The organism is Bordetella genomosp. 5, assembly GCF_002261315.1.
Classification (GTDB): Bacteria; Pseudomonadota; Gammaproteobacteria; order Burkholderiales; family Burkholderiaceae_B; genus Bordetella.
The window spans coordinates 52,951-65,383 of sequence record NZ_NEVP01000017.1 but is presented as its reverse complement, the minus strand read 5'-3'; the positions used below and the strand labels follow the sequence as shown (position 1 = coordinate 65,383).

The following is a 12,433-nucleotide window of genomic DNA, read 5'->3' as shown; positions in this document are numbered from 1 at the left end:
GCCGCTCCATGTCCGACTTCACCACCCGCCCTGAAATCCAAGGCACGTTCGGCGCGGTGTCGTCCACGCACTGGCTGGCCTCGCAGGTGGCGATGGGCGTGCTGGAGCGCGGCGGCAATGCCTACGACGCCGCCGTGGCGGGCGGCTTCACGCTGCAGATCGTCGAGCCGCATCTGAACGGGCCGGGGGGCGAGGTGCCCATCCTGTTCTGGAGCGAGCAGGAGGGCCGCATGCGCGCCCTGTGCGGGCAGGGGCCCGCGCCGGCGCTGGCGGATCCGGCCTACTTCCGCAACATGGGACTCGATCTGGTGCCCGGCATCGGGCTGCTGCCCGCGACGGTGCCGGGGGCGTTCGGCGCGTGGCTCACGATGTTGCGCGACTACGGCACGTGGGAGCTGGCGGATGTGCTGGCGCCCGCCATCGCTTATGCACGCGACGGCTTTCCGCTGGTGCCGCGTATTTCGCAGGCCATCCTGGCCGTGCAGGCACTGTTCCGTGCGGAATGGACGTCGTCGGCCGAGGTCTGGCTGCCGGACGGCAAGGTGCCCGCGCCCGGCACGCTCATGCGCACACCGGCCATCGCCGACACCTACGAACGCATTCTCGACGAGGCGCACGCGCGCGCCACGGATCGGCGTGGCCGTATCGATGCCGCGCTCGACATCTGGTATCGCGGCTTCGTGGCCGACGCCATCGACGATTTCTACACCCACGCGCAGATCCGCGACACGACGGGCGAGCGCAACCGCGGCCTGCTGCGCAAGGCCGATCTGGCCGATTGGCAGGCGAGCTACGACGAGCCGGTGACGCTGGACTACGGGCGTTACACGGTGGCCAAGTGCGGCGCATGGTCGCAAGGGCCCGTGCATCTGCAGCAGCTTGCCATCCTGCGCGAACTCGATATGTCCGGCCTGGCGCCGGATTCGTTCGAGTTCGTGCACCGCGTGGCGGAGGCCGCGAAGCTCGCCTTCGCGGACCGCTGCGCCTGGTATGGCGACCCCGACTTCGTCGACGTGCCGGTGCAGGAGCTGCTCTCCACCGACTACGCGCGCAGCCGCGCCGCGCAGATCGGCCGGCAGGCGAGCACGATGCTGCGGCCGGGCAATCCGGGTGGGCGGGTACCCCGCCTGCCGGACCTGCAGGCCGCCACGCGCACGCTGGCGCAGGCGGACACGCGCTACGGCGTCGGTGAGCCGACCTTCGCGGCGCTGCCGCCCGTGACCGAGTGGGCCGCGCGCGAGATCTTCGTCGGCGATACCTGCCAGATCGACGTGGTGGATCGCCACGGCAACATGGTGGCCGCCACGCCGTCGGGCGGCTGGCTGTCGTCGAGTCCGGTGGTGCCGGGCCTGGGTTTCTCGCTGACCACGCGCCTGCAGATGACCTGGCTGGACCACGGACTGCCGGGCACTCTGGCGCCCGGCAAGCGCCCCTCGACCACGCTGTCGCCGGGTCTGGCGCTGCGTGACGGCCAGCCCTACATGGCGTTCGGCACGCCGGGCGGCGATCAGCAGGATCAATGGACGGTGTCGTTCCTGCTGCGTCACGCCGCGGGGCTCAATCTGCAGGCGGCGATCGATGCGCCGTCGTGGCACATCGATCATTTTCCGGGATCGTTCTGGCCGCGTGCCATCACCCTCAATCGCCTCACCGTCGAATCGCGCCTGCCTGCGGCCACGCAGGAGGCGTTGCGCGCGGCGGGTCACGAGCTGGTGGTGGGGGCGTCCTGGTCCGAAGGCCGCATCAGCGCGTGCACGCGCGAAACGCGCGCCGGCGGCGGCTGGCTGCTCAAGGCCGGCGCGAATCCGCGCGGCATGCAGGGGTACGCGGTAGGCCGCTGAGATCGGCGGGTCGGCCGGCACATCAGGCCGGCGCCACCGCGTCTTCAGCATCACCGATTCACGATTTCAATTCAGCCGGCGCGACGACCGGTCCACACACAAGGGGTAAACACCATGCCATTGCCGTTCAAGAAACTTTTCGCCGGAGCCGTGCTGGGCTTCGCGCTCGCCGCACCCGCCGCTCAGGCCGCCTGGCCCGAGAAGCCCATCACCATCATCGTGCCGTGGGCCGCGGGCGGATCCACCGACATCCTGGCGCGCATGCTGTCCGAAGGCCTGACCCAATCGCTCGGGCAGCCGGTGGTGGTGGAAAACCGCTCGGGCGCCTCGGGCAATATCGGTTCGACCTATGTGGCCCGCGCCAAGCCGGACGGCTACACCCTGCTGGTGGGCTCGATGAGCACCCACACCATGAACCAGGCGCTCTACAACAACATGCCGTTCGATGGCGTGAAGGATTTCACGCCGATCGCGGAGCTGGCGCTGGTGACCAACACGATGGTGGTGCACCCCGACGTGCCCGCCAAGACGGTCAAGGAGCTCGTTGCCTACGCCAAGGCCAATCCCGACGCCATCGCGTACGCCTCCGCGGGTCAGGGCTCGACCAATCACCTGAGCGCGGTGCTGTTCGAGAAGGCCGCTGGCGTGAAGATGATGCACGTGCCGTATCGCGGCGGCGCGCCGGCCGTGCTCGATACCGTGGCGGGCCGCACGCAGCTGCTCTTCAGCGCCGGCACCCAGACCCTGCCTCACGTGCAGAGCGGCAAGCTGAGGCTGCTGGCCGTGACCGAAGGCGAGCGCTCGCCGCTGCTGCCCGAGGTGCCGACCGTCGCCGAGACGCTGCCGGGTTACGAGCTCGCGGTCTGGTACGGCGCGTTCGGTCCGGCCGGCATGCCCGCCGAGCTCACGCAGCGCCTGAACCAGGAGATCAACCGCATCCTGAAGCGCCCGGACGTGATCAAGAAGATGAATGACATGGGCGTCGTGCTCATGGACACCACGCCGGAGCAATTCGGCAAGCTGCTCGCGGCCGATGCCGACAAGTACGGCAAGCTCATCAAAGAACTCGGGATCACCGCGGAATGAGCCAGGTCGCGCTGCTCGACTCGCCGGCGGCGCTCGCCGCGCTGGACCGCCTCACCGCGGCCCACGCGGCGGCCGACATGGCGGCCGTGTTCGCCGCCGTGGACGCCTATGCCGGCACGGTGCTCGCGCACCGGCTGTGCACGGCGAACCGCGTGGACGTGGACGCCATGCGGGTGGTGCGCCTGTACAGCTCCAACCCGCAGGCGTATCCGCCGGGCGGCAGCAAAGAGAAGGCCGGCACGCCGTGGGGACAGCGCGTGCTGCGGGATCACGAGATCTTCGTGGGGGAGGGCGTGGACGCGATCCGTGCCTTCTTCGACGACCACGACGCCATCGCCCGGCTCGGGCTGCAATCGGTGATCAATGTGCCGGTCGTCCAGGGCGGGCGCTGCGTGGGCACGCTCAATTTCCTGATGGCGCACGAGACCGTGCAGGCATCGCACGTACACATGGCGCGGCTCGCCGCCGCCATGTGCGTGCCCGCCTATCTCGCGGCACAGGGCTGATCCCGTGTCGTTGCGTGCGCAACGACAGGGGGTCGTCGTGGATCAGGCCGGCACGTGGCCGTGCAGCAGATAGTCCATCAGCTCGCGTACCGAGCGCACCGCGTTACCGAACGGCAGGCGCGAGGCGCCGCGGAAGAATAGCCCCTTGCTGACTTCGCCGCGCAGGGCTGCGGCCAGCTTCAGGTCGATGCAGAACTGGCCGAAGCGCGCGATGCCGTCGCGCAGGCCGCATTGCGTCAGGCAGTCCATGCGCTGGCTGCAGCGGCGCGGATCGTTGCGCGTGTTGGCCTGCAGCGTTTCCTCCTGCTTGAGGTAGCGGGTGAGCCACGGTGTGCCGACGGCGCGCGCGGGCAGGCCGGCCACGCTGGTGAACTCCAGCAGCTGCTCGGGCTCCGCGTCGATCAGCACGCGCTTGAAATTCTCGTGCGCATCGCACTCTTCGGTGACGGCGAATGCCGTGCCGACCTGAATGCCGTCGGCGCCCTCGCCGAGCCAGTGGCGCACCTGCTCATGGCTGCCCACGCCGCCGGCCAGGATGATCTTGGGCGCGTCGCGGCCCAGTTGCAGGTCGGCGAACACCTGCCGGCAGCCGGCAAGCACCTTGCCGAAATCGAAGCGTTCGTCATGCAGATCATCGATCCGTGCCGCGCCCAGGTGGCCGCCGGCGTGGCCCGGATGTTCGATCACCACGGCGGCTGCCATGCGGCCTTTCTTCATCCATTTTTTGAGCACGGCCGAGACCCCGCGCGCTTCGGACAGGATCGGAACGAGCGCCACGTCGGGGTGGTCGGCCGTCATTTCGGGCAGGTCCATCGGCAGGCCCGCGCCCATCACGATCGCGTGGGCGCCGCTTTCGCAGGCCTGGCGCACCAGGCCGGGATGGTCGCGCACGGCTTTCATGACGTTCACGGCGATCAGTCCACGGCCTTGCGCCAGCGCGAGCGCGGCGCGCACCTCACGGTCGAGCGCTTCGCGGTTGGCGGCGTCGATGAGCTCGCGGTCGCGGCTGCGTTCGGTGCGCTCGACGAGATCGGGGTGATGGTGGCGCAGGTCGACGCTGGCGATCGTGCCGACGCCGTTCTGGCCGGCCACGGCGCCGGCGAGGCGATGCGCCGAGATGCCCACCCCCATGCCTCCCTGGACGATGGGCAGCAGGTCGCGACCTGCAAGGACGAGCGGTTTCAACCAAGTCATGATGTGCCTTCCCTGGAAAGGGGTAGCGGACGCGAGGCGTCCGGAAAGGAAACGAGCGAGGCGTGTCGATGCGGTGTCATCGCACGCTGAAAGAATCGAACAGTGGATGCAGGGCCGCTTCGGTGGCGCTGCTCAGGCGCGACACGGGCCGATGCTGGGCATCGTGGCGCGCGTTCTGGACGGCGAACCGGCGCACGCCACGCTGCGAAAGCGAGGCAGCCAGGGCCAGCAGCCGGGTTTCGGGCAGCCAGTCCGGATGCCAGGTGATGCGGCATTCGAATGCCGTGTCGAAAGCGAGGAGCCGGTCCAGGCAGTCCCGCGCGGGCCGGGCGGAGCCGCGCCGGCCGGTGATGCTGTCGTATCCGGCGTCGTCGGCCTTGATGTCGAACCCGACCCAGTCGAGCCGCGGCAGCAGTTCGGCGAAACGGCGCGGGTAGATGCCTGCCGTGTGCAGCCCCAGGCGAAAGCCCAGCGCGCGGGTCTCGCCCGCCAGCTCGCCCAGGCGGGGCTCGGAGAGCGGCTCGCCGCCGCTGAACACCACCCCGTCGAGCAGGCCGCGCCGCGTGCCCAGAAAGGCCCTCACGTCGTCCCACGCATAGGGGGCGGCGCGCTGTTGCAGCTCGGCGTTGTGGCAGTAGTGGCAGCGCCAGGGGCAGCCGGAAATGAAGACGACGGCCGCGAGCGTGCCGGGCCAGTCGACCGTGGAGAAGCGCGTGAGCCCGCCCACGGCGGGCGGATCAGCCGCGCTGTTCGGTGAAGAAGCGGCGCTCATTGAACTCGCCTTGCTTGCCGGTGTTGAACGACGTGACGGGACGGTGATAGCCCATGACGCGGGTCCAGACTTCGCAGCGCACGCGCTGGCTGTCGTCGAGCACGGGCGCATTGCCGGTGCCGGCCGGGATGAGGGTGGTGAGGGTCTGCATGTCATGACTCCTTGCGGATGAAGGCGGGCGGCCTGCCCGCGCGGGGGGGGGCGCTCAGGCGGCGCAGCACGCCGATTGGCGGGCCAGCAATTCGCCGTCGCACTTGGGGCAGAACTCGTGATGGCCCGGCAGATAGCCGTGCACCGGGCAGATCGAGAAGGTCGGCGTGACGGTGATGTAGGGCAGGCGGAAGTTGGTGAGCGCCCGCCGCACCAGCTCGCGGCAGGCGTCGGCGGAAGACACGGCTTCGTTCATGTAGAGGTGCAGCACCGTGCCGCCGGTGTACTTGCCTTGCAGCTCTTCCTGCAACGCCAGCGCTTCGAACGGATCGTCGGTATGCCCGACCGGAAGCTGGCTGGAGTTGGTGTAGTAGGGCTGCGCGGGCGTGCCGGCCTGCAGGATGGCCGGATAGCGCTTGCGGTCTTCGCGTGCGAAACGGTAGGTCGTGCCTTCGGCGGGCGTGGCCTCGAGGTTGTATAAATGCCCCGTCTCTTCCTGGAACTCGGTCATGCGCAGGCGCACGTGGTCGAGCAGCCGTACTGCGAGGGCGTGACCCGCGGGCGTGGTGAGGTCGTCGGCGTCGCTCGTGAAGTTGCGCACCATTTCGTTGATGCCGTTCATGCCGAGGGTGCTGAAGTGATTGCGCAGCGTGCCGAGATAGCGGCGGGTATAGGGATACAAGCCCTGATCGATGTAGCGCTGCACGACTTTGCGCTTGGTCTCGAGCACGTCGCGGCCCAGCATCATCAGGTGGTCGAGACGCGCCAGCAGGGCGGGTTCGTCGCCACGATGCAGATAGCCGAGCCGCGCGCAGTTGATGGTGACCACACCGACCGAGCCGGTCTGCTCGGCCGAGCCGAACAGGCCGTTGCCGCGCTTGAGCAGCTCGCGCAGATCGAGCTGCAGACGGCAGCACATCGAGCGCACCATGTGCGGCTCGAGATCCGAGTTCAAGAAATTCTGGAAGTACGGCAGACCGTAGCGCGCGGTCATTTCGAACAGCAGCGTGGTGTTGGGATGGTCCCAGTCGAAATCCGGCGTGATGTTGTAGGTCGGGATCGGGAAGGTGAATACGCGGCCCTTGGCGTCGCCCTGCATCATGACCTCGATGTAGGCGCGATTGATCATGTCCATCTCGGCCTGCAGATCGCCGTAGGCGAACGGCATCTCCTCGCCGCCCACGTACGGAATCTGCTCGCGCAGGTCGGCCGGGCAGGTCCAGTCGAAGGTCAGGTTGGTGAAGGGCGTCTGGGTGCCCCAGCGGCTCGGGACGTTGAGGTTGTAGATGAGCTCCTGCATGCACTGGCGCACCGCCTCATAGCTCATCGCATCGCGTCGCACGAACGGGGCCATGTAGGTATCGAAGGAGCTGAATGCCTGCGCGCCGGCCCATTCGTTCTGCAGGGTGCCCAGGAAATTCACAATCTGCCCGATCGCGGCCGACATATGGCGTGCGGGGCGTGACTCGACCTTGCCCGGTATGCCGTTGAAGCCCTCGACCAGCAGCTGACGCAGCGACCAGCCGGCGCAATAGCCGCTCAGCATGTCGAGGTCGTGAATGTGCAGATCGCCGTCGCGATGCGCCTGGCCGGCTTCCGGGGCATACACGCTCGAGAGCCAGTAGTTGGCCGTGACCTTGCCCGCGACATTGAGGATCAGACCGCCCAGGCTGTAGCCCTGGTTGGCATTGGCGTTGACGCGCCAGTCGCGCTGATCGAGATATTCCTCCATCGCGCTCTCGACATCGACCAGCGTGTGCCGCAGCGAACGCAGCCTGGCGTGTTGCTCGCGATACACGATGTAGGCGCGCGCCGTGCGCCAGTGACCCGCGCGCACGAGTGCTTCTTCGACGTGATTCTGGATGGTTTCGACATCGGGCAGCGGCGTGTCCGCCAGCCGGGCCACCACGTGCCCGGCCAGTCGCTGCGCGGTGTCCTGATCGAACTCATCGGTGCTGCGGCCGGCGGCGGCAATGGCGGCGGCGATCTTGCCGGGTTCGAACGCGGCATTGCGGCCATCGCGCTTGCGGATATGCTCGATCTTCATTGCGCCACCAGATGTAGTTGGTTCGAAGAACTCTATCACTACATATGGTGATCAAGACCCCTGCCGACGCGCCGTTGCACGCGCCAGGTTGACCTGCATCAAAGGGCGTCGATACGGTCATCGCGAACGCGGCAGGCCGTTGTGCTGGTCCGCCGGTGCGCCGGTCCGCCGGTGCGCCGCCGCGTCAGCCCTCGCCGTTCAGCCCGTGCTCCACGGCATACACCGCGACCTGCACGCGGCTGGTGAGGTTGAGCTTCTTGAGCACGTTCTGCACGTGGATCTTGACGGTGCTTTCGCTCACATCGAGTTCGCGAGCGATGGTCTTGTTGCTGTCGCCCCGAGCCAGGTACTGGATGATCTGCATCTCGCGAGCGGTGAGGCGATGCCGGCCCACGGGCGCGGCGGCCGTGCCGGCCGGTGCATGAGCGCCGGCGGCGCTCGCCTGTACGCGGAACTGATCGACGAGCTTGCCGGTCATGCTCGGCGCGATGACCGATTCGCCGGCCGCCGCACGCCGGATCGCGGTGGTGAGCGCCTCCGCGTCGATGTTTTTCACGAGAAAGCCGCGAGCGCCGTCGCGCAAGGCCTGGGCCAGCTCTTCGCCTTCTTCCGACACCGTGAGAATGATCACCGCACAGGTGGGCAGATCCTGAGCCAGCAACTGCAGGGTTTCGAGACCCGACAGGCCGGGCAGATTCAGGTCGAGCAGAATGACATCGGGCTGCAGCTCCTTGGCGCGCTTGAGGCCTTCGACGCCATCGCCGGCCTCGGCCACCACCACGAAATCGGGCTGGCGCTGCAGCAGCAGGCGCACGCCGGAGCGGAACAGGGTGTGGTCGTCGACGAGGAGAATGCGGATCGGCATAAACGGGATCAGAGGGGAGCGCGCTCGCTGCCGGGCAGCGTCACGGTGATGCGGGTGCCCTGGCCGGGCCGGGAGTCGAGTTTTATCACGGCGTTCATGCGCGCCGAGCGCTCATGCATGATGTGCAGCCCGATGTGCGCGTCGCCGCGGCCGGCCACGTCGCCGGTGTCGAAGCCGATGCCGTCGTCCGCGATCTCGAGCGTGAAGTCGCGATCGTTTACCACGGTAACCGACACGCGGCTCGCCTCGGCGTGTTTGCGCACGTTCGACAGGGCCTCCTGCAGGATGAACAGAATCTGCAGCTGCGAATCGGGTGAGAGCGGCGCGCTGCGTGCCGGGCCGATGTCGAGCGTCGTCTCGATGCCTGTCTGGCGGCGAAAGCGCGCCACGGTGTCCTTGATCGCCGCCTGCAGGTCGCCACCCGTGAGGCGCGTGCGAAAGTTGCTGAGCAACTCGCGCACGTCTTTGTAGCTTTCGTCCAGACCGGTGTGCAGCAGTGGCAGGATCTCGTCCACTTCGGCGGTGTCGCCGCGCCGCACGGCGTCGTCGAGCATCTGCAACTGCAGATTCATGAAGTTCAGGCCCTGGGCCAGGCTGTCATGCAGGCCCTGCGCCATGAGCCCGCGCTCCTGTACCACGGCGAGCTGGCTGGCCTGCGCGCCAAGCCGCCGGTTTTCCAGTGCGACGCCGAGATGCTGCCCGAGCGTTTCGAGCAAGCGGCGCTCCGAGTCGGCCAACGTGCGTGGCGTGTCGAAGTGCAGCGAGTAAGAGCCGAACACGGTGGCGCCCGCTTCGATGCGAAAGACGGCCACGCTGGCAAAGCCCGCCTGCCGGCAGTCGGGGCCGCTGGCGGGCGGCGCGTAGCGGAAGTCGTGTACGACGCTGGCCTGAGGCATCAGGGTGGCCTGGCCGCAATGGCAGTCGTCCACGGGCATGCAGTGTTCTGCCGCGGCGAGGTCGGCGCCCAGTCCGATGGCGTGCATCAGATTGACCTGACCGTTGTCGGGGTCCAGGCTGCGCACGCTGGCGCCGGTCGCGCCGACCTGCTGCATCACGCGCCGCAGAAAGCCGTCGCACAGGGTCTCGACATCATTGGGCTGGTTCAGGAATGCCGCCACGTCGTAGAGCGTGCTGATGTCGCGATGCTGCGCGGCGAGTTGGCGCGTCTTCTCGTCGACGCGCTTCTCGAGATCGCTGTAGAGGTCTTGAATCTCGCCCGCCATGCGGTTGAAGCCGTGCGCCACGACGCCGAATTCATCGTTGGTTTCGATCGGCAGCCGCACGCTGAAGTCGCGCGACGCCATGCGCCGCAGGCCACTGTGCAGGCGCAGCAGCGGCGAGATGATCCACAGGTAGAGCAGGTAGACCATCGCCAGCGTGCCGGCGATGCTGATGGCGGCGAGCACCCCCTGCGACAGGCGCAGCAGGGTGGTCTTGCGTGCGTTGTCCTGTTCGATCATGCGCACGAGCGTATCGGCCTTGCTCACGAAGCCCTGCAGCGTGGCGAGATAGGGGTCGGCTTCGCGCGCACGGATCGCCTCGAACGCGGCCGGCCGCATGACGTCGTGCCAATAGTGCTCCACGTCGGCCCAATGGCGGCGGATGTCCGGATCGTTGGGGATGAAGATGGGCCGCGCCGGGTTGCCCCGGGCCAGCAGCGCAATGGTCTGGTCCATCAGCTCGACCCGGGCCGCCGGGTCGGCGGGCCGACCGTCCTGCGTGTGCACCAGCTCCAGGCCCACGCGGTTGGCGTGCATGCGCAGGCTGCCGGTGTCGTTGATTGCGGCCCCCGCGCCTTCGAGCTGCCACGACAGCCACAGCGTCCATCCCACCATCGCCAGCACGACCACGAGCGCGATGAGCGAGCTGGCCACGATGCGCGTGGAAAGGCGATGACGCGGCAAGGGCAGGGCGCGCGGTTCGGACTTGGAAAGCGGATTCATGAATATGCCGTCCCGCCCCGCGGGATGCGGAGCGCACGGGACTCAGGCAGGGCTCAGGCTTTCCAGTGTAGTCGCTGCGGCGCTGCGATCGTGACGCAACAGACCCAGCGAGGCGCAGACGAAGAGCGCGATGCGCGCCGGATCGCTCAACGGCAGCACGGGCAGGGTGGTGGGCAGCATGGTGTCGCTCGCCACGGCGATGAAGCCGGCGTCGTGCGGGTAGAGCGGCGGCAGGCCCAGCGCCGGCCGATGCACCTCGATGCGCGGAATGTCGGCGTTCTTGAAGCCCTCGACCAGCACCAGATCGACCGGCGCCAGCCGCGCCAGCTGGTCTTCCAGGGCGGGCTCGCCCTGGCCGCGCAGTTCATGCACCAGCGCGATGCGATAGGGCGAGGCGACCATCACCTCCTCGGCCCCCGCCGCGCGAAAGCGTGCGCTGTCCTTGCCGGCGGGCTCGATGGGGAAGTCGTGGTGGCTGTGCTTGATCACACTGGTGCGTATACCCCAGCCCTGCAGAAGCGGCAGCATGGCCTCGATCAAGGTGGTCTTGCCGCTGCCGGAGCGGCCGGCAATGCCCAGTACGTGTTGCATGGATGACTCCGAAATTCGGATGAAGGAAGCCGTGCGCAGGTCGCGGCGCGCTGGCCGCGCCTGCGCCAGGCCATCAGCGCGGCCGCACCAGCTGCCACGCGCGGCCCAGGTAAGTCACGGAAGCGAAGCCGCTCCAGACATGCACCAGGCGGGTGAACGGGAAGATCACGAACAGCGACAGGCCCATGAAGAGGTGCGCCTTGAACAGGAAGGGCGCCTCGGCCACGTGGCTGGCGGCGTCGCCGCGGAACGTGACGATGTGCTGGGCCCAGGTCATCAGGCTCACCATCATTTCGCCGTCCATGTGGCCCGCCGACACCACGATGGTCGACAGACCCAGGAGCAGCGTGACGAGCAGCCAGGCCAGCAGCAGCTTGTCGCCGAAGCGCGTGGTGCGTGCGATGCGAGGGTGCGTCAGGCGACGATGAATGAGGATCAGCAGGCCCGCCAGACACAGGACGCCCATGATGCCGCCGGCCACCATGGCCACGCCCTGCTTGAAGCTGTGGCTCACGCCCAGAAAGTCCCATACGGCCACCGGCGTCAGCAGGCCCACGAGGTGACCGAAGAAGAGCCCGAGGATGCCGACGTGGAACAGGATGCTGCCGAGCCGCAGCTGGCCGCGCTGCAGCATCTGCGAGCTGTCGCTCTTCCAGGTGTACTGCTCGCGCTCGAAGCGCACCAGGCTGCCCAGCAGGAACACGGTGAGGGCGATGTAGGGGTAGATGCCGAAAAGGAATTGGTTCAGGTTGCTCATTGCGTGCTCCCGTGCGTCAGCGGCGCGCCGCGCCGCGCGGATGGAACTGGATTGGGTGGACGCCGCCGCCCATGGCGTGCTGGCGCAGCAGCGGCTCGATGCCGTCGGGACCGGCGCCGAAGGTTTCCATGGCCTCGTCCATGTCGCGCACGGGCGGTTCGGTCTGCTCGCGCGGCGTGACGGTGGCGCGCTCGCGCAGCACCCCGAACACGACGGCGTAGGCGCTGCCGTCGCGCGCCAGCCGCGCGCCGATCGCGGCGAGCACATGGATGGCATCGTCGAGCAGCGACTGCGCCAGCGCGGGCTCGATCACGCCGAGAAACTCGAGAAACAGCGGCACGTGGTCGGGCAGCTCGGCCGCGGCCGGCTCATAGCCGTGCTGCTGGTAGGTTTGCAGCAGGTCGACCATGGCCTGGCCACGGTCGCGGCTTTCGCCGTGCACATGTTCGAACAGGTGCAGCGAATGCGAGCGATTGCGGTCGAACGTGGCGACGTAGTTTTCCTGCAGCTCGATCAGGCTGGCGCTGGCCAGGTAGTCGGTCAGCGGTGTCAGCATGTCGGCGGCCAGCGGCTCACCGGCGAGCGCGGCGGGAAACTCGGGCAGCGCGTCCAGCAAGTCCTGCTCGGGATAGCACAGCAGGGCGGAGAGAATGCGATAAAGGCTCATGATGCGGCTCCGGG

At 68.1% G+C, this 12,433-nt stretch carries 12 protein-coding genes; 3 read left to right on the top strand and 9 right to left on the bottom strand.

The features are described 5' to 3' along the window. Positions 1-8 precede the first annotated feature (8 nt). The 3 genes from CAL25_RS23370 to CAL25_RS23360 all read left to right on the top strand — a co-directional run bounded on the left by CAL25_RS23370 (position 9) and on the right by CAL25_RS23360 (position 3,433). Positions 9-1,841, top strand: coding sequence for a gamma-glutamyltransferase family protein (locus CAL25_RS23370; protein ID WP_094804548.1), 1,833 nt, complete (start codon positions 9-11; stop codon positions 1,839-1,841). A gap of 114 nt (positions 1,842-1,955) precedes the next feature. Next, complete coding sequence (locus tag CAL25_RS23365; protein WP_094804546.1) at positions 1,956-2,927, top strand: Bug family tripartite tricarboxylate transporter substrate binding protein; 972 nt, start codon at positions 1,956-1,958, stop codon at positions 2,925-2,927. Next, positions 2,924-3,433, top strand: coding sequence for a GAF domain-containing protein (locus tag CAL25_RS23360; protein ID WP_094804544.1), 510 nt, complete (start codon positions 2,924-2,926; stop codon positions 3,431-3,433). Before CAL25_RS23365 ends, CAL25_RS23360 begins: the two co-directional genes overlap by 4 nt. 42 nt (positions 3,434-3,475) lie before the next feature. Here the strand turns inward: CAL25_RS23360 and CAL25_RS23355 are convergent, their stop codons facing one another. The 9 genes from CAL25_RS23355 to narJ form a co-directional block, all read right to left on the bottom strand. Then, positions 3,476-4,627 (bottom strand): NAD(P)H-dependent flavin oxidoreductase, encoded by a 1,152-nt coding sequence (locus CAL25_RS23355; RefSeq protein WP_094804542.1) that lies wholly within the window; start codon positions 4,625-4,627, stop codon positions 3,476-3,478. 76 nt (positions 4,628-4,703) lie between these two features. Further along, complete coding sequence (locus tag CAL25_RS23350) at positions 4,704-5,399, bottom strand: anaerobic ribonucleoside-triphosphate reductase activating protein (protein ID WP_094804540.1); 696 nt, start codon at positions 5,397-5,399, stop codon at positions 4,704-4,706. Continuing rightward, positions 5,365-5,550, bottom strand: coding sequence for an anaerobic ribonucleoside-triphosphate reductase (gene nrdD, locus CAL25_RS23345; protein WP_094804538.1), 186 nt, complete (start codon positions 5,548-5,550; stop codon positions 5,365-5,367). The genes CAL25_RS23350 and nrdD overlap by 35 nt, the downstream gene beginning before the upstream one ends. Before the next feature lie 54 nt (positions 5,551-5,604). Beyond that, positions 5,605-7,596: a ribonucleoside triphosphate reductase gene (locus tag CAL25_RS23340; protein WP_094804536.1), complete on the bottom strand. Its 1,992-nt coding sequence runs from the start codon at positions 7,594-7,596 to the stop codon at positions 5,605-5,607. A gap of 184 nt (positions 7,597-7,780) precedes the next feature. After that, complete coding sequence (locus tag CAL25_RS23335; RefSeq protein WP_094804534.1) at positions 7,781-8,461, bottom strand: response regulator; 681 nt, start codon at positions 8,459-8,461, stop codon at positions 7,781-7,783. An 8-nt stretch (positions 8,462-8,469) separates the two neighbouring features. Next, positions 8,470-10,404, bottom strand: a complete 1,935-nt coding sequence (locus CAL25_RS23330; RefSeq protein ID WP_094804532.1) for a type IV pili methyl-accepting chemotaxis transducer N-terminal domain-containing protein — start codon at positions 10,402-10,404, stop codon at positions 8,470-8,472. Positions 10,405-10,446: 42 nt separating this feature from the next. Next, on the bottom strand, positions 10,447-10,995 hold the full coding sequence (gene mobB, locus CAL25_RS23325) for a molybdopterin-guanine dinucleotide biosynthesis protein B (RefSeq protein WP_094804530.1): 549 nt from the start codon (positions 10,993-10,995) through the stop codon (positions 10,447-10,449). A gap of 73 nt (positions 10,996-11,068) precedes the next feature. Continuing rightward, positions 11,069-11,752: a respiratory nitrate reductase subunit gamma gene (narI, locus tag CAL25_RS23320; RefSeq protein ID WP_094804528.1), complete on the bottom strand. Its 684-nt coding sequence runs from the start codon at positions 11,750-11,752 to the stop codon at positions 11,069-11,071. Between the two features lie 16 nt (positions 11,753-11,768). Beyond that, the gene (gene narJ / locus CAL25_RS23315) at positions 11,769-12,419 is read right to left on the bottom strand and encodes a nitrate reductase molybdenum cofactor assembly chaperone (protein WP_094804526.1); all 651 of its coding nucleotides are present in this window, start codon (positions 12,417-12,419) and stop codon (positions 11,769-11,771) included. Between the last annotated feature and the right edge of the window lie 14 nt (positions 12,420-12,433).